Raw genomic sequence first — 23667 nt, 5'->3', positions numbered from 1 at the left:
GGTTCAGCGTTCGACTTTGGGGCGCCAGGTGGTCGGCATTCCGAGAGAGCCGAGCCAGGCGTCGAGGTCGTAGTCGTGTGAGGCCAGGCCCGCGATCGCGTGTACGGATCGGTTCATGGCGGACTCCGCTGTAGGGGTGTCGAGGTAACCCTCGGCGCGGGCGTCGAGGAGTTCGTCCGCGTCGAGGAAGTCGAACCCCCGCCCTGTCCTGACGACGATGTCGAGGTAATGGTCCACGGACGTCCACACATCGGTGCCTGCCGCGAATTCCCCGACGTCGATGTAGTAGTTCTGGTCACGCACGGATCCGGGAACGAAGTGGAAGATGGACGCGCGAAGGCCGAGGCTTGGCAGCAGCCACGATTGCAGATAGTCGAATTGGGGATGGTCCGAAGGTCGGGCCATGTACAGGCCCCACTCCTCGACGCGGTATTCATCCACTGGCCGCACGAAGCCCTTCGGGTCCGTGTTGGTGAGACCTGGCACGTCGAAGTACTCGACCTTGGGCGCGTGGATGTGTGACTCTGACGTAGCGGGAGTGGAGCCTGCGGAATGACCTGAAGTAGCGGGAGTGGAGCCTGCGGAATGACCTGAAGTAGCGGGAGTGGAGCCTGCGGAATGGTGGGGAGTCGCGCTGTCGTTCATGGGTGATCAAGCTACCGGGTCGGCCGTCGGTTGCGGTCCGGTCTCGCAGGGATCGAACCTGTCGGTGGTCACGTCTACGCTGAGATCATGGCGTTTGCATCCGAACATCCCGTGGTGGCTCATTCCGAACACCGCCCTGTCGGCGAGATCGAGCGGACTGGCGCCGCGTTCGAGGTCGTCAGCGAACACAAGCCTGCAGGCGATCAGCCTGCAGCCATCGCTGAGCTGGAGCGGCGTATCAGGGCGGACGAGAAGGACGTGGTGCTGCTCGGTGCCACGGGTACTGGTAAGTCCGCGACGACGGCGTGGCTGATCGAGAAGTTGCAGCGGCCGACGCTGGTCATGGCTCCGAACAAGACCCTCGCCGCGCAGCTGGCCAACGAGCTGCGGGATATGTTGCCGAACAACTCGGTGGAGTACTTCGTTTCGTACTACGACTACTACCAGCCCGAGGCGTACATCGCGCAGACGGACACCTACATCGAGAAGGACTCGTCGATCAATGACGATGTCGAGCGGTTGCGGCACTCTGCCACGGCAAATTTGCTGTCCCGTCGGGATGTAGTGGTGGTGGCCTCGGTGTCGTGCATTTACGGTTTGGGTACTCCGCAGTCGTACGTCGACCGTTCCGTTCAGCTCGAGGTCGGTGTCGAGGTGCCGCGCGACGCGTTGCTGCGTCTGCTCGTCGATGTGCAGTACACCCGCAACGACATGGCATTCACCAGGGGTTCGTTCCGTGTCCGGGGCGATACGGTGGAGATCATTCCCTCGTACGAGGAGCTCGCGGTCCGGATCGAGTTCTTCGGCGACGAGATCGAGGCGCTCTATTACCTACACCCGTTGACCGGTGACACGGTCCGCAAGGTGGATTCGGTGCGCATATTCCCGGCTACGCATTACGTGGCAGGGCCGGAGCGTATGGAAGCGGCGGTCAAGAACATCGAGGCCGAGTTGGAGGACCGTCTCGCCGAGCTCGAGAACAAGGGCAAGCTACTGGAAGCTCAGCGGTTGCGTATGCGTACGCAGTACGACCTCGAGATGATCAAGCAGGTCGGATTCTGCTCGGGTATCGAGAATTATTCGCGTCACATCGACGGTCGCGGACCGGGAACCGCACCAGCGACATTGATCGACTACTTCCCCGAAGATTTCCTTCTCGTCATCGACGAGTCGCACGTGACCGTGCCGCAGATCGGTGCAATGTACGAGGGCGACATGTCACGCAAGCGGAATCTGGTGGAGTTCGGATTCCGGTTGCCGTCGGCGACCGACAACCGGCCGCTCACCTGGGAGGAGTTCACCCAGCGCATCGGTCAGACGGTCTATCTGTCGGCGACGCCGGGCAAGTACGAGCTCGGCCAGACCGGTGGGGAGTTCGTCGAGCAGGTCATCCGCCCCACCGGCTTGGTCGACCCTCACGTCGTGGTCAAGCCGACGAAGGGTCAGATCGACGACCTGGTACACGAAATTCGGGTGCGGACCGAGAAGGATGAACGCATTCTTGTCACCACGCTGACGAAGAAGATGTCCGAGGATCTCACCGACTATCTGCTCGAGCTCGGAATCCGTGTCCGCTACCTGCACTCCGACATCGACACACTCCGCCGCGTCGAGTTGCTCCGTCAGCTACGCCTGGGCGAATACGACGTGCTTGTCGGAATCAACCTCCTCAGGGAGGGCCTCGACCTTCCTGAGGTGTCCCTCGTGGCAATCCTCGATGCGGACAAGGAAGGCTTCCTCCGAAGCGGAACCAGTCTTATCCAGACGATCGGTCGCGCCGCTCGAAACGTGTCCGGTGAAGTGCACATGTACGCCGACAAGATGACCGATTCCATGAAGTACGCCATCGAGGAAACCGAGCGTCGTCGTGAGAAGCAAGTTGCCTACAACAAGGAGAAGGGCGTCGATCCGCAGCCTCTGCGAAAGAAGATCGCCGACATTCTCGACCAGGTGTACGAGGAAGCCGATGACACCGACGAGTCCGTGGAGATCGGTGGCTCCGGTCGCAATGCCAGCCGTGGGCGTCGTGCGCAAGGGGAGAAAGGGCGTGCGGTCAGCTCCGGTGTCTACGAGGGGCAGAACGTCAAGTCGATGCCTCGCGCGGAGCTCGCCGATCTCGTGAAGAACCTGACCGACCAGATGATGAACGCGGCACGAGAACTGCAGTTCGAGTTGGCAGGACGTCTGCGTGACGAGATCCAGGACCTCAAGAAGGAACTGCGCGGCATGGATGCGGCCGGGCTCGAGTAGGGGAGTTTCGATACGGTTGCGGCATGGACGCTTCCACCGCCGGCCGGAGTGCTCGCGCACTCGAACTTCTGCATTCGTTGACCTACTTCGTTCCGGAGACCCAAACCGCCCTGGAGGAAGCGGGGCTCAGCGGTCGTGCCTGCTACTTCGCCGGCCGTGCGGCGCCGCTGGGGCCTGTGGGCGCAGGCGTGGTTGCGGCCACGTTCTACAACTTCAACCGAGAAGCCATCGAGCCTTTCGTTCCTGCAGCGTGGTCCATCGTCTCACCGGCGCAGATCCTCGACATCCGCTACCGAACCGTCGGCGAGGCGTACGAGCATCTACTGGGCGAAGAAGTCCTCACCTCACCGGACATGGCCGAGGCAGCCGAGCTGGCCTCGATTGCCGCGTCTCACATTCCCGGTGACGACGGACGGCCGCTGTATTCCGCGTACGCCGAACTCGATTGGCCGGAGACCCCGCACCTGCGGTTCTGGCACGCCTTGACGCTTCTGCGCGAGCACCGCGGTGACGGCCACATCGCGGCGCTGCAGACGGCCGAATTGAGCGGTATCCAAGCCTTGATCACCCATACCGCGACAGGGCGAGGATTCGAGAAGGAATTCGCGCGGAAGCGAAGAGGATGGTCGGAGGAGCAATGGAAGGACGGCGTTGACGCGCTTCGAGACCGCGACGTGCTCGATGTGAACGGTGACCTCACCGAACACGGGAGCGATCTTCGTGAGCTCGTCGAGGACATAACCAACGATTTGGCGCTCGCGCCGTGGGCTGCCCTCGGGGAGGAAGGCGCCGCCCGTCTGGTCGAATTGGGATCGCCCTGGCGCGACAGCGTCGTCGACCAAGGTGTGTTTCCGTCGGGAGTGTTCGGACCAGCGGTCCAGAAGTAGAAGCGGTGGGTGAATATCCCCCCAGCGACGGGATTTCCGCACACCGTTCGACCCTTCAGCTGGTGATGTCCTTCGTTGCGAACCGACGCCACGCCACGACACCGAAGACTGTGGCGTAGGCCAGCGCAGAAAAGGATCCGACGATCATGTCGTTCCACTCGATCGTCGGCGACAGAGCGTCGATCCAGGTGTTCGCGTAGTGGCCGGGTAGGTAATTGCGGAGGGATCCCAGCGCGGTGATCTGATCCAGAATCTGGGTCAGAATCGACGTCATGACGGCGCCACCGACAGCGCCGAGCGGCGCGTCGGTGAGTACCGACAACAACATCGCCAACCCGGCGACCCACAGCAGATTCACAGCGATGTAGAGCACCGCGATGACGAGTCGGCCGAGCGCGTCGGCATAGGACAGCCCGTCGCCAAACGGGGTGACGAGAGGCTCGGCTCCGTACAGAACCGTGCCCAATGCCAGCGATACCACCACGAGCACCAGAATTGCCACGAGCGAGAGAGTGGCGGATACGAGGGCCTTCTGCATCAGCAGCCGCGTTCTCGGCACTGGTATGGCCAACAGATATCTCAACGAGGACCACGATGCCTCGCTGGCCACCGAGTCACCGAAGAACAGTGCTACCACCACGATCAGCAGAAAACCGACCGACATGAAGAGCGCGAACACGGTGAAGTTCACGCCGCCGCGGGTGCCCAGTTCGATCAAGCCGCCGGTGTCGTTGTCTGCCGATGAGCTTCCCACCGCGAATGCGATGGCAAGGATCACCGGGAGCAAGGCGAGAAGTCCGACGGCCAGTTGAGTTCTCCGACGGCCGAACTGACGGCGAAGCTCGGTACGGAACGGGAGAGTTCTTCCTGCGTGGTACCCGGGGGCTCTCCCGTCTGTATGCGTCGTGCTCATCGGTCGCCCTTCGTCGAGACCATCTCTTCGGATTCGATGACCGCAGGTGTGGTTTGTAGTGCGTCGTTGTGCACGAGATCGAGGAACACATCCTCGAGTCGAGTCGACCGTGACAGCCCCCGAACCTCCAGCCCTGCGTCGAACAACGCACGGATGACGGCAGCGGGATCGATGGTGCCGAGATCGGCGCGCAATGTCGACTCGTCGATGACGGCAGGCGTGCAACCGAGCTCGCCGAGTACCGACGACGCGCGTTCGGCATCGCTGACCCGGATCTCGGTCAACCCGCCCGACGCGGTCAGCTCTTTCACGGTGCCGGAGCTGATCACCGACCCGCGATTCATGACCACGACATGGGTGCAGGTCTGTTCGACCTCCGCCAGCAAGTGACTCGACACAAGCACGGTGCGTCCCGACTTCGCATAGTTGATCAGGACGTCGCGCATGGTTCTGATCTGTGGTGGATCGAGTCCGTTGGTCGGTTCGTCCAGAACCATCAGATCCGGAAGACCGAGCATGGCTTGCGCGATCGCCAACCGTTGACGCATTCCTTGGCTGTAGGACTTGACCTTTCGTTCGATCGCGGCACCCAGGTCCGCGATGTCGAGTGCTTCTTCTAGATGCGCATCTTCGATCGGTCGGCCCGTTGCCTGCCAATACAGCCGCAGATTCTCGGTTCCGGTCAGATGGGGAAGGAATCCCGACCCCTCGACGAAGGATCCGAGTCTGGACAGCACGGGAGCGCCTGGGGATACCTTGTGGCCGAAAACTCGAATGTCACCGCTGGTCGGAGTGATCAAGCCCATGAGCATGCGAAGCGTCGTCGTCTTGCCCGCCCCGTTCGGTCCGAGCAGACCGAGTACTTGACCCTGCTGTACTTCGAAGCTGACCCCATCGACCGCTTTGAACCCGTTGGAGTATGTCTTGGCCAGGTCGGTGATGACGAGGGGAGTATCGACGAGTGTCTCGTCCACCTCGGCGACGAGCCGTCGACGCGACCTGATCACGTTCACCGCTATCAACGCGGCGACCGCTGCCGCGATCAAGCCGATCCCGACGATCGGTGCCACCGGAACCGTGCTCGTGCCGCTGGACACGCCGTCGACCGAGGGAGCCGACAGGGTCGAATCATCCAGTGCAACAACGAATTGCGCAGGTTCGAGCGGAACCGCATAGGCCTGATCGGTAGTCGAGACGGAGATCTCGACGTGGTGTCCTTCCGGTACGACGTAGCTGACACCGGGCAGCGTCACCGTGACGGGAATCGGACCGTCGTTGGCCGAATCCGGAAGCCGCACAGGCGAGACCGCACCCCCCGGGAGGGTTCTGCGCCCATCGGCGGACACGTCGTAGAGCTTGACGAACAACACCGCTTCCTGTGATCCCGCGAAGGCTCCGATTCGAAGGTTCACACGCGGTGAGCCGGTGATCGACAAGGGAGACGACAGAGGTTCGCTGGAGAACGTGGCTGCTTGACCTGGAATGTCGGCCGAGAGCTGCGCGCCCGCCGTCGTAGCCGCCAGCGTGGAGAGAACCGAACCGAGCCCGGGCACCGACGAGATCGCCGACGGAGACGCACCGGGTGGACGAAGGACGGTCTGTTGATCGGACGAGCCCGTCGAGGCGAGTGCCACGGGCACGTCGTTCGTCGACGATTGGTCCGGTGACAGGCCGGGGTACTCGGCTGCCGTCATACGGCGGTTGCGGGTCCGTTCCTGTTCTGCTGCCGAGCCCTGCAATGCATACACGAAAGGCTGTGCAGCGCTGGTACCGGATGCGGCGTCGCCGCGCAGGTGCGCATCGAGAAAGTCCTCCATCGCGTTCTCGGCGCTGCCATTGGTTCCGCCGGCGTCATGCCCACCGCCGAACCATCGGACCGTGACGTCACCACCCGCCTCGGAGATCTGCCGGGCGGTGGTATCGGCCTGGTCGAGCCCGAACAGTGTGTCCTGCATGCCTTGTACGAGCAGCGTCGGCGCGGTGATGTTCGACGCGACCGCGGCGGGTGAGTGCGCGGTCAGCAGCGACAGCAGTTCAGGGGATGGTTGTCCTGTCACGGCAGACTGCCCATACGCCGCACAGAATTCGAGCGCGAATCTGCCGCAGCCCGGTGCCGCCCCGGCTGGTTCCGGCGGGGCGTCACCTGCAGATTCGCTGGGTGCGCTGCCTGCACCGAAGAAGACTCCGGCCCAGCCTCGCTTGAGCACTCCCGGTCCGCCGTACACCGTTGCGGCTGGCGTGCCGAGAGAATCGAGCCGCGCTCGTTGGTCGTCCGAGGTGACGCCGAAGTTGGGAAACAGTGCTTGTCCCAGATCGTTCCAGGTGATCGCCGACGCCACGGCATCGATCCGCGGATCGATGCCCGCGAGACTGAGTGCCAGCGCGCCGCCGTACGAGCCGCCTGCAACTCCGATCCTGGGGTCGCCCGGACCGTCGAGTTGGACCTCGGAGCGGTCTGCAAGCCAGTCGACCAGCGCACGCCCGTCAGCCACTTCTCGATCGGGATCGTTGAGCGAGATAGTCCCGGTGCTCGCACCGAATCCGCGGGCACTGTAGGTGAGGACCGTGAATCCGTCCTGTGCGAGCGATCGAGCCTGGGCCTCCACCGAGAACTTGTCACCTCCGAACCCGTGTGCGAGCAGTACGGCGGGTGCCGGTGTCGTCGCCGGGATGTAGAGGCGCGTGTCGAGGTTCACGGACAGGGCGGAGCCCGGACTCTCCGGTACGGTGACCGTGGTATCGAGAGTGCTGGGGTCGGTTTCTTCGCTGAGGGGGCGAACGACGAGGAACACGGAGACGACTGCGACGATCGCAATCGACAGGACCGCAAGTGAGGCAGTCTTCGTGGCCCGCCGCGGTCGGGGGATGTGCATGCACACCAATCTATGTGAGACCGCGAGTTCGTGTTGTCGGCGAACTTCGCCTCGCGACCGACGGATACCGATAGTGTCATCGACACGGTTTCGGGGCAGGGCAAACGTGCCCTGTGACGGAATACAAGACAGCGGAAGAACGCGTCACGAATCGTGTGACGAAACCTACAACTGGAGGAATGAATGAGTGCCTACCGCACCGTCGTCGTCGGAACCGATGGCTCCGAATCGTCTTTGCGGGCTGTAGAGAAGGCCGCTGCTCTGGCCGGTGACGCAGACGCCAAGCTCGTCATCGCGTGCGCGTACTACCCGGCGGATCCGAAGGAGACGGCCCAGGCAGCCGACGCGTTGCGTGAGGACGCCTACCAGATAACCGGGTCTGCTCCCACCCACGACATTCTTCGGACTGCGCGCGAGCACGCAACGAAGGCAGGCGCCAAGACCATCGACGAGCGCGCGATCGTCGGAGCTCCGGTCGAGTCGCTGCTGCAGCTGGTCGACGACGTCTCGGCAGACCTCCTGGTCGTCGGAAACCGTGGACTCAACTCACTGACCGGCCGTCTCCTCGGATCGGTGCCGTCGGACGCGGCGAGGAAGTCGACCTGCGACGTTCTCATCGTTCACACCGTGCGGTAACAACAGATCGCTGAAGAGACATCACTGGCACGGCCCGATCCCCGAGAGGATCCGGCCGTGCCAGTGGTGTCAGGACACAGGGGTGTGAAGGCTGCTCAACCCTGCCAGTTCGTCCGGCAGTGGCGTCGTGTGTACGACACCCAGTCGCTGAGTCGCGCGGGTGAGTGCGACATAGAGATCGCCGAGTCCCCGAGGTGACTCGGCGACGATGGCAGCCGGCTCGATGATGAGAACCGAATCGAACTCGAGGCCCTTGGCATCCTTGACCGTCGATACGGTCACGAACTCCGACCGCAGATGAGCCAGTTCCGCGACGAGGCCGACGGGAGCGAGTATCGCGCTCAGGCCGGGTCTCGGGTGTTCGGCGACCCGCTGCGCGACCACGTCGGCCAGTTCGGCGACGTCGGCCAGCTGCGCCCAGGGGGCATGACCCGAGTCACGCACGGACCGGGGCACCGATTGCACCGGATCGATCGAAGCCAGTACCTCGCGGGCGACCGCCATGATCTCCGACGGAGTGCGGTAGTTGACCGTCAACTCCGTTCGCTTCCATCGTTGTGCGACATATGGTTCCAGAACCTCGCTCCACGAGGTGGTTCCTGCGGGGTCACCCGTCTGTGCGACGTCGCCGACCAGCGTCATCCAGCGGTTCGGGATCCGCCGCATCACCATTCGCCACGCCATGTCGGAGAGTTCCTGCGCTTCGTCGACGATCACGTGGCCGTACGTCCAGGTGCGATCACCTGCCGCACGCTCCGCCGTGGTCAACCGGGCGCCCGAATCCTGGCGGCGGGCAAGCTGACTGGCATCGATCAAGTCGTAGGCCATCAGGATTTCAGGATCGAGTTCGTCCTCCAGATCTTGCGGTGCCGAACCCGTCAAGATATCTAGCGCTCCCTGCGCATCGGCGATCTGGCTGCGCCACTGACGATTCTCCCGTTCCCGCTCGGCCGCGTCGTCGATGCCGAGAAGCTCGGCGAGTTCGTCGAGCAGGGGAGCGTCGCCGGTGCTGAACCGTCGACCGGTGCGCAGCAGCGAGTGCCTCTCCGCCGCGCTCAGGTCGGGTGCCGCGGATGCGATCCGATCCTCGGAGGCGAAGAGCTCCAGCAGGACCTGCTGCGGAGACAGATCCGGCCACAACTCGTCGATGGCAGCCATCACGTCCGCGTCCTCGCGCATCTCGTCGCGCATGTCGGCGATGTCGTCGCGGCTGAGGAGGCTTCCTCCGTCGACGACGTTCTCGCCGAGCCTCGCAGCCAGTTGCTGCGCAAGGCCGTCGATGACCGAGGAGACGAACAGAGGGCGAGCGAGGTTGTGTGGACGACGCGACGAGCGTGCGCGTCCACGCGCCCTGGTGACGATCTTCTTGTCGAGCACGATGTCGTAGGTGTCGAATCGAAGCCGCCTGGGTTCGGTCGGAACTTCCTGTCGATCGCGGACTGCCTTGGCGAGGACCGCGACCATCGATGTCGAACCCTTGACCTGCGCGGCCGTGACCGAATCTCCCAGCGTCGCGCGCACTCCCGGGTACAAATTGCCGATGGTGGACAACAGGACTCCCGTTTCGCCCAGCGACGGAAGCACCTGGCCGATGTAGTCGAGGAACGTCGCGTTCGGGCCGATGATGAGCACACCGCTCTTGGCGAGCTGCTGGCGATACGTGTACAGCAGGTAGGCAGCGCGGTGCAGGGCAACCGCTGTCTTGCCTGTTCCCGGCCCACCCTGAACCACGAGCACGCTCCGATGCTGAGAACGGATGATCGCGTCCTGCTCGCTTTGAATCGTCTCCACGATGTCGTTCATGTGCCCGGTGCGTGCCGCGTCGAGGGCAGACAGGAGCGCACTCTCACCTGCGACACCTGTTGCGGTCGAATCGAGACCGACGGTACGAGCCGCAGTCAGATCGAGATATTCGTCGGCGATCGACGTCACGTGCCTGCTCCGGCTCCGAATGTGCCTGCGCCGAAGAACATCCTCGGGAGCAGCAGGGGTCGCCAGGTAGAACGGCCGCGCCATCGGAGCTCGCCAGTCCAGCAGCAGGGTCTCGTAGTCGTTGACCTCGTCGAGGATTCCCACTCGGCCGATGTAGCGGACGGGATTCTCGTCGGACGATGGCTGCAGGTCGATTCTGCCGAAGCACAGACCGTTCTCGGCGGCGTCGTACTTCGCGATGTCGTCCGTGTACAGCTGGCTGAACGATTCCCGCTCGCTCCGCGCCTGCGGAGTGCCACCGGTTTCGAGAAGCACAGTGCTGAGACGGCTCTGCGCGTACTTGCGCAGCGCGTCCAGTTGGTCGTAGAGCATGGTGACGTACGCCTGTTCGCGGTCCTTGTCGGACTGCGGCTCTTCGGTCGCGGTCGTGAGGTCGTCCGCGACCGTATCGGGGTAAATGTGGCCGTCGTCCGGCAAAGGGTCTCCTCGGGAGTTCGGCAGAGAAAAGATGGCGCGAAATTCGCCCAAGCAGTCTACGACGAGAAAGGGCCCCGCCGCAGAACCGCAGTTCAGGGCAGGGCCCATCCGATCGAGCTGAGTGTTTGGGACTTACTTGGTGTACTTGTCGACGCGCTTGTCGAGGTCCTTGCGGGCCTTCTCGACCTTCTTTTCCAACTTCGCGCGTGCCTTCTCGGTTGCCTTGTCGAATTCACGACTCTGCTTCTCGGCCCGCTTACGGGCGCGCTTGCTCAGCCCTTCCGTCCGGTCGGCAGCTAGTTCTACCCACTTGGAACCGCGGTCCTGCGCGAGCTCGGCCCATTTCCCGCCCCGGTCCTGAGCCAGTTCGAGCAGTTCGGCACTGCGATCGGCTGCTTTGTCGGCGAGTTTGGATCCGCGCTTCTGTGCGAGTTCGGCGAGTTCGGAGCTGCGGTCGGCTGCTTTGTCGGCGAGTTTGGATCCGCGCTTCTGTGCGAGTTCGGCGAGTTCGGAGCTGCGGTCGGCTGCTTTGTCGGCGAGTTTGGATCCGCGCTTCTGTGCGAGTTCGGCGAGTTCGGAGCTGCGGTCGGCTGCTTTGTCGGCGAGTTTGGATCCGCGCTTCTGAGCGACCTCTGCGATGTCCGAACCACGATCGGCGGCCTTGTGGGCCCACCGCGAGAGGACCGGCTGCGCGGCGTCCGCGAAGTCCGAACTCTTTTCGGATGCGACCTCTGCCCAATGGGACACCACCGGCTGCGCTGCGTCGGCGAAGTCGGAACTCTTCTCGGCCGCGACGTCCGCCCAGCGGGAAACGACGGGCTGTGCGGCATCCGCGAGATCGGCGCTGCGAGAAGCGGCGACCGTGGCGAGTTCCTTCACACGATCCGACGCGATGCCGAGGCGATCAGCAGTGTCGTGCGAACCCGGAAGCGCAGACGAGACGGACTTCGACGCCTTCCGGGCCGCACGGCGACCACGCCACGCGAGCGACGGCTTGCCCTCGGTGTCGACGGCGGCGATCAGAAGTCCACCGAGCAGACTGACGTTCTTGAAGAACTGGGTGCGCTGGGCGGCCTTGGCTGCTGGATCGGTCTCGTTCCAGAAGGCGTGACCGGCAAGAGTCGTCGGGACCAGGCTTCCCGCGAGCGCCAAGGATGCGATGCGAGGAGCTTTGCCTGTGGCAAGCAGCAGACCGCCGCCCACCTGAATTGCACCGTTGATGCGCACGAGCGTTTCGGGGTCGCTCGGGACATTGGATGTGACACTGTCGGGAAGCGCGCCCTGTCCTTGTTCGATGAGCGGCGCGGCCGCCTTCGCCTTACCTGCGGGATTCCGGAGCGCGTCGATGCCTCCGGCGATGAAGATGGTCGACATCAGCGGACGGGCGATACGGCGGACCAGCATTGACAGCCTCCTGCGTAGTTCGTGAATGAACGTCGATGTTGACGCGCGTTGCTCGTTCGATCTTCCGAGCCACACGCGTCGTTCCACCGTAGCCATACCCAGGGCACTCGGGTTTCAAGCCCACGCCGTTCCGGTTCACTTCCCGTGCGAGGTCACCACCCGCGTTCGCGCCATTGCCCGAGGTGAGGACGCTCGGCGCCGAGTGTCGTGTCTTTGCCGTGGCCCGGATACACGACGGTGGTATCGCCGTATCGATCGAACAACTTGGTACTGACGTCGTCGAGCAGCTGGGTGAAGTCCTCGGGGCCCGATGTCTTGCCGACGCCACCGGGGAAGAGCGAGTCGCCCGTGAAAAGGTGTGTGACTCCGGTCTCCTTGTCGGTGAGCGCGAGAGCGATCGACCCCGGAGTGTGGCCGCGAAGATGAATGATTTCGAACGTGAGTTCACCCACGTCGAGCTTCTCTTCGTCGTCGAGAAGACGATCCGGGGTGACGGGAAGAGGTTCGGCGTCGAGGCTGTGCGCGGCAGTCGGGCACGCGGTTCCGGCCGCGATGTCCTCCAACGCCTGCCAGTGATCACCGTGCTGGTGGGTCGTTACGATCAGCGCGAGAGTCGGAGCGTTCTCGTCGATGAGCTGCGACAGCCGAGGTGCTTCGTTGGCAGCGTCGATGAGCAGCGCCTGGCCGGTCGCGGAACAAACGATGAGGTAGGCGTTGTTGTCCATCGGGCCGACGGAAATCTTCGTGATCGTGCCGCCCGAGATGGTGCGTCGATGCGGGGCGGATCCCTGCGACACTGCGCCGGTGTACTGGTCGTCGATGACCATGAGGTGCTCGTCCATTTCCAGGACGCTACCGTCGATGCGTGCGGAAAGCCTGCCCGGGTTCTGCGGAATGCCTAGGTGCGGCTCTCGCCCGACAGAACGTGTCGGTGGGTCGGCCTAGCATTGCTACTGCGTGAGGTTCGACCTCGCGCTGGCGCTCGTCGGACTTCGGTTCGATCGGCTCGTTTCGGTTCGATCGGCCCGGTACACGGTATTGGTCCTGTTGGCCTGCTCGTTCGACAAAGAAGGGAACACAGTGGCGGATCGCCTGGTAGTACGGGGTGCGCGTGAACACAATCTGCGGGGGGTCGACATCGACCTGCCGCGTAACAGCCTTGTCGTCTTCACGGGACTATCGGGATCGGGTAAGTCGTCGCTCGCATTCGACACGATCTTCGCCGAGGGGCAGCGTCGCTATGTGGAGTCTCTGTCCGCGTACGCGCGCCAATTCCTCGGGCAGATGGACAAGCCGGATGTCGATTTCATCGAGGGTCTGTCGCCCGCGGTCTCCATCGACCAGAAGTCGACCAATCGCAATCCCAGGTCGACAGTCGGGACGATCACCGAGGTCTACGACTATCTGCGCCTCCTGTTCGCCCGCGCAGGCACCGCGCACTGCCCGGTGTGTGGTGAGAAGATTGCCAAGCAGACCCCGCAGCAGATCGTCGACCAAGTTCTCGCGATGGAAGAGGGCACCAAGTTCCAGGTGCTGGCTCCGGTCGTCCGTACCCGCAAGGGTGAGTTCGTCGACCTGTTCGAGTCGCTCAACACGCAGGGCTACTCGCGCATCAGAGTCGACGGCGTCGTTCATCAGCTCAGCGATCCGCCGAAGTTGAAGAAGCAGGAGAAGCACGACATCGAGGTCGTGGTGGATCGACTCACCGTCAAGGCGAGTTCGAAACAGCGCCTCACCGATTCCGTCGAGACCGCTCTGCGGTTGGCCGACGGCATTGTTGTCCTCGACTTCGTCGACCGCGAGGAGGACGCAGCCGATCGTGAGCGGAGATTCTCCGAGAAGCTGGCGTGCCCCAACGCGCATCCACTGTCGATCGATGATCTCGAGCCTCGCTCGTTCTCCTTCAACTCTCCGTACGGCGCCTGCACCGAATGCCTCGGGCTCGGTGTTCGCAAGGAGGTCGACCCCGACCTCGTCGTTCCCGATCCCGATCTCTCCCTGGCCGACGGAGCGATTGCGCCGTGGTCGATGGGGCAGACGTCGGAGTACTTCGGTCGGCTTCTGTCCGGCCTGTCCGACGCCATGGGATTCGATCTGGACGCTCCGTGGAGCAAGTTGCCTGCCAAGGTCAAACGCGCTGTCCTCGAAGGCAGTGAGCATCAGGTTCACGTGAAGTACAAGAACCGATACGGCCGAACACGCTCGTACTACGCCGAATTCGAAGGCGTCATGCCGTTCCTGCACCGCAGGCTCGAGCAGACCGAATCGGAGCAGATGAAGGAACGGTACGACGGCTACATGCGTGACGTCCCGTGTCCCGCGTGCGCCGGCGATCGTCTACGCCCCGAGATTCTGTCGGTCACGATCGAGGCGGGTGACTTCGGCGCCAAGTCGATCGCCGACGTCTGCAGGCTGTCCATCTCGGACACCGCCGACTTCTTGAACAGCCTGACCCTGGGCACCAAGGAAGAGGCAATTGCCGGTCAGGTCCTGCGGGAGGTCCAGGCTCGGCTGGGATTCCTGCTCGATGTCGGTCTGGAATACCTGTCGCTGTCGCGCGCGGCCGGTTCGTTGTCCGGAGGCGAGGCACAGCGCATCCGGTTGGCCACTCAGATCGGGTCGGGACTCGTCGGCGTGCTGTACGTCCTGGACGAGCCGTCGATCGGTCTGCATCAACGCGACAATCGCCGGCTCATCGACACCTTGACCAGGCTCCGCGACCTCGGCAACACGCTCATCGTGGTCGAACACGACGAGGACACGATCCGCACGTCCGACTGGGTCGTCGACATCGGTCCGCTGGCGGGTGAGCACGGCGGTCGCGTCGTACACAGCGGTTCGTACGAGGATCTGCTTACCAACGAAGAGTCGCTCACCGGTGCGTACCTGTCCGGACGCATGCAGATCCCACTACCGGATCTCCGCCGAGTCGTGGACAAGAAGCGTCAGGTCACTGTCGTCGGCGCCAGGGAACACAACTTGCGCGGCATCGACGTGAGCTTCCCGCTCGGTGTGCTGACCTCGGTCACCGGAGTGTCGGGCTCGGGCAAGTCGACGTTGGTCAACGACATTCTGGCCACGGTCATGGCGAACAAGCTCAACGGCGCACGGCAGGTGCCTGGACGGCACACGCGCATCAACGGGCTCGACCAGCTCGACAAGCTCGTGCGGGTTGATCAGTCACCGATCGGCCGGACCCCGCGCTCCAACGCGGCGACGTACACGGGTGTGTTCGACAAGATCCGTACGCTGTTCGCGGCTACGACGGAGGCCAAGGTACGCGGCTACCAGCCGGGACGCTTCTCGTTCAACGTCAAGGGCGGCCGGTGCGAGGCATGCTCCGGTGACGGCACCCTGAAGATCGAAATGAACTTCCTGCCCGACGTCTACGTCCCGTGCGAAGTCTGCGACGGTGCGCGATACAACCGCGAGACGCTCGAGGTCCATTACAAGGGCAAGACCATCGCCGAGGTTCTCGATATGCCGATCGAGGAGGCATCGGATTTCTTCGAGGCCATCACGTCGATTCACCGCTACCTCAAGACTCTCGTCGAAGTCGGCCTCGGATATGTACGTCTGGGGCAGCCCGCGACAACGTTGTCCGGTGGTGAAGCGCAGCGCGTCAAGCTTGCCGCCGAGCTGCAGAAGCGGTCGACCGGTCGAACCGTCTACGTGCTCGACGAGCCGACCACGGGTCTGCATTTCGAGGACATTCGCAAGCTTCTCGGAGTGGTCAACGGGTTGGTCGACAAAGGCAACACCGTGATTGTCATCGAGCACAATCTCGATGTCATCAAAGTGTCGGACTGGATCATCGACATGGGACCCGAAGGTGGTTCCGGCGGCGGAATGGTTGTCGCGCAAGGCAATCCGGAGGACGTCGCTGCGGTGCCCGAGAGTTACACGGGCAAGTTCCTGCAGGAGGCGCTCACCCGCGAACCGGTTTCCGAACCGGTGAAGGCGCCCGCCAAGAAGCGTCGGCCGCGCAAAGCCGCCACCGTGTAGCGTGCCCACGGGCATCTGATCCACAAGGCCGCTCCCACGCAAACGCACAAGCATTTGCGTGGGAGCGTTCGTTGTCCTGCGGGTTTCCACTCCCTTTACGCAAACGCACGTGCGTTTGCGGGGGAGTGTTCGTTGTCCTGCGGTTTCCCACTCCCTCTACGCAAATGCACGTGCGTTTGCGGGGGAGTGCGGGGTGTCCTGCGGCTTTCCGCTCTACTTACGCAAACGCACGTGCGTTTGCGTAAAGGGGGGTGAGGCAGTGGGGGTGAGGCAGCGGGGGGTGAGGCGGCGCGGGACCAGAAGGATCAGAGAGATCAGTAGACGGGGCCAGTGTACTTCTCGCCCGGCCCCTTACCCGGCTCGTCGGGGTGGGCGGAGGTCTCACGGAACGCCTTCTGCAACGCCTGCAGCCCCTCGCGAATCGGTCCCGCGTGCGGGCCGAGGTACTCGACGGATGCGGTGACGAGTCCAGCGAGTGCTGTGATGACACGTCGGGCCTCGTCGAGATCGAGGTACGGGCTTTCGGCAGGGTCGGCCTCGGACAGTCCGAGTTTCTCGGCAGCCGAGCTCATGAGCATCACCGCGGCCCGGCTGATCACTTCGACAGCCGGAACGTCGGCGAGTTCACGAACGTCGGCGCTGGCGCCGTCGGTACCGGGTTCGGGGGTGCTCGTCATGCTTACGAGGATTGCACGTGCGCTCTGCGGGCGTCTGTGCCAGTGCCGATTCGTGTTGAACGGACATCGGCTGGTAGAGTTCTGCAACGACCGTCTTCGACGTGTCCAGTCGTAAAAGATTGGACGCCGTACGGAGGCAGCAAGTGGAGCCCGACTCCCACCGGTACGCAGCGTTACAGCTGCTTCCGGTCCGGTCGCTCGAAGGTCCTGCAGCCCTCATGGTGCGGGTCCAGCGAGCTTTCTCGCAAGAGAAGATCCGACGCCATATCGGTGGTACGGATCGATCGGTCGACATCGGGCCCTGCACCAGCGGAATGCTGGAGCAGGGTTTTTTCGTTGTAGAGGACAGTGTCCTCGCGGCGACAGTGTCGAAGGACCCGGGCAGGCGGGCTGTGCCAGAGGCAGGCGGTCGGCTCGACCACACACCGCACTACCTAGGAGGCCCCATCAGCACTGAGACTCGCATCAACGATCGCATCCGTGTTCCCGAGGTTCGTCTAGTTGGACCGGGCGGTGAACAGGTGGGCATCGTGCGTGTTGAAGATGCACTCCGCTTGGCTCTCGAAGCCGATCTCGATCTCGTAGAAGTGGCTCCCGACGCACGTCCGCCGGTCTGCAAGATCATGGACTACGGGAAGTTCAAGTACGAGGCAGCGCAGAAGGCGCGCGAATCGCGCAAGAACCAAACTCTCACCGTCATCAAGGAGCAGAAGCTCCGACCGAAGATCGACGCACACGACTACGAGACCAAGAAGCGCAACGTCATCCGCTTCCTCGAAGCCGGGTCGAAGGTCAAGGTCACGATCATGTTCCGTGGACGCGAGCAGTCTCGTCCCGAACTCGGTTTCCGTTTGCTGCAGCGTTTGGGTGCAGATGTCGCCGACCTCGGCTTCGTCGAGACCTCCGCGAAGCAGGACGGCCGCAACATGACGATGGTGCTGGCACCGCACAAGGGTGCCAAGACACGCGTCAAGGCGCAGGAAAGCGCAGCGGCCCCGCCCGCTCAGCGTGCACCGGTTGCTGCTCCTGCCGAGCCTGCAGCCGGCGAAGCCGCTGCTACGCCGCCTGCAAGCTAGACGAGACCACCAGATCACGTCAGACCCGTAAGACAACCCTGTCGGCATTGCTGGCAGGGTTGTGCCGAGCAAGACCGAAGAGCACTACAGAACTGAGGACTCCATGCCCAAGCAGAAGACCCACAGTGGCGCCAAGAAGCGATTCAAGGTGTCCGGCAGCGGCAAGATCCTGCGTCAGAAGGCCGGCCGTCGCCACCTGCTGGAGCACAAGCCCACCAAGGTGACCCGTCGTCTCGACGGCGTCGCAGTTGTCAAGAAGGCCGACGTACCGCGGATCAAGCGCCTGCTCGGCATCTGATCTGGACTTCGCAGCCGACGAAATTGGTCGGCGTCTCCCATTACCATTCGGGGTTCGTAGAAGCCCCCAGATCGACAGGATTTACCAGTGGCACGCGTAAAAAGGGCGGTCAACGCCCAGAAGAAGCGCCGTTCGATTCTCGAAGCGTCCAAGGGCTACCGCGGACAGCGCTCACGTCTGTACACCAAGGCCAAGGAGCAGCAGCTCCACTCGCTCACCTACGCCTACCGTGACCGCAAGGCGCGCAAGGGTGACTTCCGCAAGCTGTGGATCACGCGTATCAACGCTGCGGCTCGCGCCAACGACATCACCTACAACCGCTTCGTCCAGGGTCTGAAGGCTGCTGGCGTCGAGGTCGACCGGAAGATCCTCGCCGAGCTCGCTGTCTCGGACGCTGCTGCGTTCACCGGACTGGTTGCCATCGCCAAGGCCGCACTGCCTGCCGATGTCAATGCCCCTGCCGGAGAAGCAGCCTGAGCAAGCTGACGCACGACGATCTCGATCCGAAACGGCCCGTGGACACGCTCACCGAGCGGACTCCACGGGTCGTTTCGGCTGTGAAGCTCCTGCGCGCCGCGGAACGACGCAAAACGGGTCGCTTTCTCGCCGAGGGATCCAACTCGGTCGCCGAGGCGTTGCACAGTGGCGTCGTCGAAGAGCTGTTCTTCCGCGCGGACTCGATCGACCGTAATGGTGTCGTCCTCGATCTGGCGCGAACGTCGGGCGTCCGAACGCACGCCATCACCGAACGAGCGGCGAAGGGCCTGTCGGACACGGTCACGCCGCCGGGCATCGTGGCGGTGTGCCGAACCATCGACGTCGATGTCGATACGGCACTCGGTACGGCTCCGCAGCTGGTTGCGGTTCCGGTGGAAGTCTCCGAACCAGGTAATGCGGGCACGATCATCCGCGTCGCCGATGCCGTCGGAGCAGATTCGGTCGTTCTACTCGGCGACGCAGTCGATCCGCACAACGGAAAATGCGTCCGGGCTTCGGCGGGCAGTTTGTTCCATCTGCCGATCGCGCGCGAGCGCTCGGTGTCGGCGGGCGTCGAAGCTCTGCGTGGGCACGGTCTGTCGATCCTGGCCACTGCAGCCGACGGCGAGATCGATCTCGACGACGCCGACGACATCCTTGCGGGGCCGACCGCGTGGTTGTTCGGGAACGAGGCGCACGGGTTGTCCCCGGACGTCGTCGCCGGCGCCGATCACCGTTTACGAATCCCGATTCACGGCAGAGCGGAAAGCTTGAACCTGGCTACCGCGGCTGCGATCTGTCTGTACACCAGCGCACGCGTTCAGCGCAGGTCTCGCCGAAATTGACTTGGGCGGTCCCCTAGAATTGCCTGTGATCTCGACTCGCGGGTCGAACTGCTGCTGTCAACCGATATCGACGACCATCAAGGAGTTGCACCTCTCGTGGCGAAGAAAGAAGCCGACACCCCCCAGCCGGTCGATCCGAGCGTGCTGGAGTTCGCTGCGCTCGACGCTGCCGCCGAGGGTGCGGAAAAGGCTTTCGCGGAGGCGCATGATCTGGACGATCTGACCAAGGTGAAGATCGAGCACATCGGGAACAAGGCGCCACTGGCGCTGGCGCAGCGCGCTCTCGGATCGATCCCCGGCGATCAGAAGGCCGACGCAGGCAAACGCGTCAAGATCGCCCGTGACCGGGTCCAGAAGGCTTTCGACGCACGACGAGAGGTGCTGCTGGCCGAGCGCGACACCGCGATCCTCGTCGCCGAGACGATCGATGTGACATTGCCGTCGAACCGTCGTCCCGTCGGTGCGCGCCATCCGATCACGATCATCGCCGACCAGGTCGCCGATGTTTTCGTGGGTATGGGGTGGGAGGTCGAGGAAGGCCCCGAGGTCGAGACGGAGCACTTCAACTTCGACGCACTCAACTTCCTTCCGGATCACCCGGCACGGACAATGCAGGACACGTTTCACATTGCGCCGGAGGGTTCACGTCAGGTGCTGCGCACGCACACCTCGCCGGTTCAGGTTCGTTCGATGTTGTCCAGAGAGGTACCGATTTACATCGTGTGCCCCGGCCGCACGTTCCGGACGGACGAGCTGGATTCGACGCACACGCCTGTGTTCCATCAGGTAGAAGGTCTGGCGATCGACAAGGGTCTGACGATGGCCAATCTTCGCGGCACGCTCGACGCGTTCGCGCGCGCCCTGTTCGGCGCGGAGACGCGGACACGGATGCGCCCGAACTACTTCCCGTTCACCGAGCCCTCGGCGGAGGTCGACGTCTGGTTCCCCAAGAAGAAGGGTGGAGCAGGTTGGGTCGAGTGGGGTGGCTGCGGCATGGTCAATCCGAAGGTGTTGCAGGCCAGCGGAATCGACCCCGAAGTCTACTCGGGCTTCGCGTTCGGTATGGGCTTGGAGCGAACGCTTCAGTTCCGCAACGACATTCCGGACATGCGCGACATCGTCGAGGGTGACATTCGCTTCACGCTGCCCTTCGGCGTAGGCGTCTGACTTTCATCTTCGTTGGCCGAGTTTCGACACGCAGAAAGAGCTGAACACATCGTGCGAGTTCCACAATCCTGGTTGACCGAGATTCTGCAGCGTGCAACGCCGCAGTGGCACGTGACCCCCGAGGAGCTCGACGAGGGGTTCGTGCGGGTCGGGTTCGAGGTCGAGGAACTGGAGTCGCTCGACGGCGTGACCGGTCCGCTCGTCGTCGGTCGTGTCACGACGATCACCGAACTGACCGAGTTCAAGAAGCCCATCCGATTCTGCCTCGTCGATGTCGGCAACGACGAGCCACAGGAGATCGTCTGTGGTGCTCGGAACTTCGCAGAGGGAGACCTCGTCGTCGCAGCCCTGCCCGGAAGCGTTCTGCCCGGCGGGTTCGCAATCGCTGCACGCACGACGTACGGCAAGACGTCGAACGGCATGATCTGCTCGACGCAGGAACTCGGCCTCGGTCGCGATCAGTCGGGCATCCTTGTTCTCCCCGAGGGCACCGCCGCTCCCGGTGACGACGCCGAGATCGTTCTCGGGCTCGATGATTCGGTCATCGAACTCAATGTCACGCCCGATCGCGGGTACGCGTTCTCGGTGCGAGGTCTTGCCCGTGAGCTGGCGAGCAGCTTCGATCTCGAGTTCGCGGACCCTGCCTCCGGGCCCGTCCAGAACAACGAGGGCGACGCGTGGCCCGTCACCGTCGATCCCGAGTCGAAGTCCACGCGATTCGCGCTGCGCAAGGTCTCCGGTATCGATCCGAAAGCCGTCACGCCGTGGTGGATGCAGCGACGCCTGTTACTGGCTGGAGTCCGGCCGATCTCTGCCGCCGTCGACGTGACGAACTACGTCCTGCATGAACTGGGACAGCCCTTGCACGCGTTCGACGCGGCAAAACTCAGCGGAACCATCGTCGTGCGGCGCGCACACGAGGGGGAGAAGCTGACCACACTCGACGACGTCGAGCGGAGCCTGGATCCCGAGGACGTCGTCATCGCCGACGACTCCGGTGCCATCTCTCTCGCGGGCGTCATGGGCGGCGCATCGACCGAGGTCGGTGACGGCACGGTGGACGTGATTCTCGAAGCAGCATCGTTCGACCCGCTCGCGGTGTTCCGCACCGGGCGCAGGCACAAGCTCTCCAGCGAGGCGAGCAAGCGTTTCGAGCGCACGGTCGACTCGGCGCTGCCCGTGGCCGCCCTCGATCGTGCGGCGCAGTTGCTGGTCGAGATCGCAGGCGGACGGGTAGAGCCGCTACTGACCGACGAGGGGTCGGCTCAGGCCTTTCCGGCGGTCCGGATGGACTTCGATCTCCCCGATCGCGTCGCGGGCGTGACCTACCCGAACGGAGTGGCGGCACGCCGCTTGACTCAGATCGGATGCGACGTCGAGGTCGGTGTCAGCGCGACCGGCCACGGCGAGCTCATCGTCACCCCACCGACCTGGCGCCCAGACTTGCAGCAACCGGCGGATCTGGTCGAAGAAGTGTTGCGTCTGGAAGGTCTGGAATCGATTCCGTCGATACTTCCGACCGCACCCGCCGGGCGTGGGTTGACGGCGACCCAGAAGCGGAAGCGGGCCGTCGGGAAGTCGCTCGCCTTCGCTGGATACGTCGAGGTCCTCCCGACGGTCTTCCTGCCCACCGGTGTGTTCGACACGTGGGGCCTTCCTGCCGACGACGCACGACGACGCACCACATCGGTGCTCAATCCCCTCGAAGCCGACCGGCCGGAGCTGGCGACGACTGTTCTTCCTGCCCTGTTGGAGATCTTGGCGCGCAATGTCAGTCGCGGTCAGCGAGATCTGTCGCTGTTCGGCATCGCTCAGGTCGTTCGCCCCGGCGACCACACGGTTGCCGTCGATGCCCTCGCGGTCCACACACGTCCGACGGAAGAGGAGATCGAGCGACTGCGTGGGTCGTTGCCCGACCAGCCGGTGTACGTGGGTGTGGTGTTGACGGGCAACCGTGAGCCGTCCGGCTCCTGGGGCGCAGGGCGCGCAGCGGACGCCACCGACGCTTTTGCGGCCGCTCGTACCATCGCTGCAGCTGCGGGCGTCGATATCGAGTTCCGCGCAGCGCAGTATCTGCCGTGGCATCCGGGGCGTTGCGCCGAGCTTCTCGTCGACGGCATTGTCGTCGGGCATGCGGGTGAACTGCATCCAGCTGTGTTGGAACGAGCGGACCTGCCGGCTCGTACCTGCGCGGTGGAGCTGAACCTCGACGCCCTGCCGATCGCGGAATCGCTGCCGGCCCCGGTCGTGTCGCCGTTTCCGGCCGTGCTGCAGGATGTGGCCGTTGTGGTCGACCGGTCGGTGCCTGCCTCCGACGTCGAAGCTGCGTTGCGGGAGGGCGCGGGAGAGCTGCTCGAGAGCCTCCGCTTGTTCGACGTGTTCGAAGGCGAGCAGGTCGGTGAGAACCGCAAATCGTTGGCTTTTGCACTCGTGTTCCGCGGATCCGAGGGGACGCTGACCGAGGCCCAGGCAACCGAGGCTCGTGATGCCGCCGTTGCGGCCGCGCAGGCCGCTGTCGGAGCCGAACTGCGTAGCTGACCATTCCGTAGGCTGGGTCGTACGAGCTTTCGAGATTTCGGGAGGAAGTATGACCACGGATGATCGGACCGATGTCGCGGTAGTGCGCGAGGTGCTGGCTGCGGTGGCCGGTCGTCCGGCACTCGCGCCGGTACACGCCGCCGCCTCGGCGCTGTTGGCGGATCTCGAGACTGGAGAGCGGAATCCGTCGTCGGTTCCGCCGGGCGACATTCCCGATGTCGATATTCCTGCAACGACGCGTCCGCACATAGACCAGCCGCTCGGAGATCCGCCGGGTCAGTACGGCACTGGAATCATCGACGCGGAATTGGTGAGCGACAGCGTCATCGATCAGTCCATCGGCGGGGGACTAGGTACGGGCTTCACCGATCAGGGTGTGCCGACGTGGGACAACGTGCGAGACAAAGTCGAGAACCGAACCACCACAGCGTTGGGCCGCGAGGAACTGGACCACGGCAGTCCGGCGGGCCGTACGCTCGATGAGCAGTGGAACGAACGCGAAGAGGCGGGACGCAAGAAGCTGGACGAGATCAGGCGGTCGATGAAGGATCGTTGATCCGCTCACCT

The 23667-nt window shown here is 63.7% G+C and carries 18 protein-coding genes; 11 read left to right on the top strand and 7 right to left on the bottom strand.

The window, feature by feature from the left end:
* Window positions 1-3 precede the first annotated feature (3 nt).
* Window positions 4-645 (bottom strand): ribonuclease FAU-1 family protein, encoded by a 642-nt coding sequence (locus tag RY1_RS28335; protein ID WP_084727948.1) that lies wholly within the window; start codon window positions 643-645, stop codon window positions 4-6.
* A gap of 87 nt (window positions 646-732) precedes the next feature.
* On the opposite strand from RY1_RS28335, the gene uvrB reads away from it, so the two are divergent.
* The gene (gene uvrB, locus RY1_RS28330; RefSeq protein WP_072807395.1) at window positions 733-2895 is read left to right on the top strand and encodes an excinuclease ABC subunit UvrB; all 2163 of its coding nucleotides are present in this window, start codon (window positions 733-735) and stop codon (window positions 2893-2895) included.
* A 23-nt stretch (window positions 2896-2918) separates the two neighbouring features.
* Window positions 2919-3782, top strand: a complete 864-nt coding sequence (locus RY1_RS28325; protein WP_072807381.1) for an SCO6745 family protein — start codon at window positions 2919-2921, stop codon at window positions 3780-3782.
* 55 nt (window positions 3783-3837) lie between these two features.
* Here RY1_RS28325 and RY1_RS28320 read toward each other — a convergent pair whose 3' ends face one another.
* Window positions 3838-4695 carry an ABC transporter permease gene (locus tag RY1_RS28320; protein WP_072807380.1) on the bottom strand — a complete coding sequence of 286 codons (858 nt, stop codon included), beginning with the start codon at window positions 4693-4695 and terminating at the stop codon, window positions 3838-3840.
* The gene (locus RY1_RS28315; protein ID WP_072807379.1) at window positions 4692-7568 is read right to left on the bottom strand and encodes an alpha/beta fold hydrolase; all 2877 of its coding nucleotides are present in this window, start codon (window positions 7566-7568) and stop codon (window positions 4692-4694) included. Before RY1_RS28315 ends, RY1_RS28320 begins: the two co-directional genes overlap by 4 nt.
* A 183-nt stretch (window positions 7569-7751) precedes the next feature.
* Here RY1_RS28315 and RY1_RS28310 point away from each other — a divergent pair, with 183 nt between their 5' ends.
* Entirely contained in the window at window positions 7752-8204 is a 453-nt protein-coding gene (locus RY1_RS28310; RefSeq protein WP_072807378.1) for a universal stress protein, read from the top strand.
* A 69-nt stretch (window positions 8205-8273) separates the two neighbouring features.
* Here RY1_RS28310 and RY1_RS28305 read toward each other — a convergent pair whose 3' ends face one another.
* The 3 genes from RY1_RS28305 to RY1_RS28295 form a co-directional block, all read right to left on the bottom strand.
* Window positions 8274-10613, bottom strand: a complete 2340-nt coding sequence (locus RY1_RS28305; protein WP_503629809.1) for a HelD family protein — start codon at window positions 10611-10613, stop codon at window positions 8274-8276.
* A gap of 132 nt (window positions 10614-10745) precedes the next feature.
* Window positions 10746-12017, bottom strand: a complete 1272-nt coding sequence (locus RY1_RS28300) for a DoxX family protein (RefSeq protein WP_072807377.1) — start codon at window positions 12015-12017, stop codon at window positions 10746-10748.
* A 152-nt stretch (window positions 12018-12169) separates the two neighbouring features.
* Window positions 12170-12859: an MBL fold metallo-hydrolase gene (locus tag RY1_RS28295; protein ID WP_072807376.1), complete on the bottom strand. Its 690-nt coding sequence runs from the start codon at window positions 12857-12859 to the stop codon at window positions 12170-12172.
* 238 nt (window positions 12860-13097) lie between these two features.
* On the opposite strand from RY1_RS28295, the gene uvrA reads away from it, so the two are divergent.
* Window positions 13098-16022: an excinuclease ABC subunit UvrA gene (gene uvrA, locus RY1_RS28290; protein ID WP_072807393.1), complete on the top strand. Its 2925-nt coding sequence runs from the start codon at window positions 13098-13100 to the stop codon at window positions 16020-16022.
* Between the two features lie 314 nt (window positions 16023-16336).
* On the opposite strand, the gene RY1_RS28285 is transcribed toward uvrA, so the two are convergent.
* A complete protein-coding gene (locus RY1_RS28285) occupies window positions 16337-16699 on the bottom strand; it encodes a DUF1844 domain-containing protein (RefSeq protein ID WP_072807375.1) in 363 nt (120 codons plus the stop codon).
* A gap of 392 nt (window positions 16700-17091) precedes the next feature.
* Between RY1_RS28285 and infC the strand changes: the two genes are divergently transcribed.
* The 7 genes from infC (at window position 17092) to RY1_RS28250 (ending at window position 23656) form a co-directional block, all read left to right on the top strand.
* Window positions 17092-17775, top strand: coding sequence for a translation initiation factor IF-3 (gene infC, locus RY1_RS28280; protein WP_072807392.1), 684 nt, complete (start codon window positions 17092-17094; stop codon window positions 17773-17775).
* Window positions 17776-17878: 103 nt separating this feature from the next.
* Complete coding sequence (gene rpmI, locus RY1_RS28275) at window positions 17879-18073, top strand: 50S ribosomal protein L35 (protein WP_008715923.1); 195 nt, start codon at window positions 17879-17881, stop codon at window positions 18071-18073.
* Window positions 18074-18160: 87 nt separating this feature from the next.
* Entirely contained in the window at window positions 18161-18550 is a 390-nt protein-coding gene (gene rplT, locus RY1_RS28270; RefSeq protein ID WP_072807374.1) for a 50S ribosomal protein L20, read from the top strand.
* A 38-nt stretch (window positions 18551-18588) separates the two neighbouring features.
* Entirely contained in the window at window positions 18589-19395 is an 807-nt protein-coding gene (locus tag RY1_RS28265; RefSeq protein ID WP_072807373.1) for a TrmH family RNA methyltransferase, read from the top strand.
* Between the two features lie 96 nt (window positions 19396-19491).
* Window positions 19492-20562, top strand: coding sequence for a phenylalanine--tRNA ligase subunit alpha (gene pheS / locus RY1_RS28260; RefSeq protein WP_072807372.1), 1071 nt, complete (start codon window positions 19492-19494; stop codon window positions 20560-20562).
* Window positions 20563-20613: 51 nt separating this feature from the next.
* Window positions 20614-23100 (top strand): phenylalanine--tRNA ligase subunit beta, encoded by a 2487-nt coding sequence (gene pheT / locus RY1_RS28255; protein WP_072807371.1) that lies wholly within the window; start codon window positions 20614-20616, stop codon window positions 23098-23100.
* Window positions 23101-23149: 49 nt separating this feature from the next.
* Window positions 23150-23656, top strand: a complete 507-nt coding sequence (locus RY1_RS28250) for a hypothetical protein (protein ID WP_072807370.1) — start codon at window positions 23150-23152, stop codon at window positions 23654-23656.
* Window positions 23657-23667 lie beyond the last annotated feature (11 nt).

The organism is Rhodococcus yunnanensis NBRC 103083 (assembly GCF_001895005.1).
GTDB lineage: Bacteria > Actinomycetota > Actinomycetes > Mycobacteriales > Mycobacteriaceae > Rhodococcoides > Rhodococcoides yunnanense.
The sequence above is the reverse complement of the archived record's forward strand: the minus strand, read 5'-3'. Positions and strand labels throughout refer to the sequence as shown.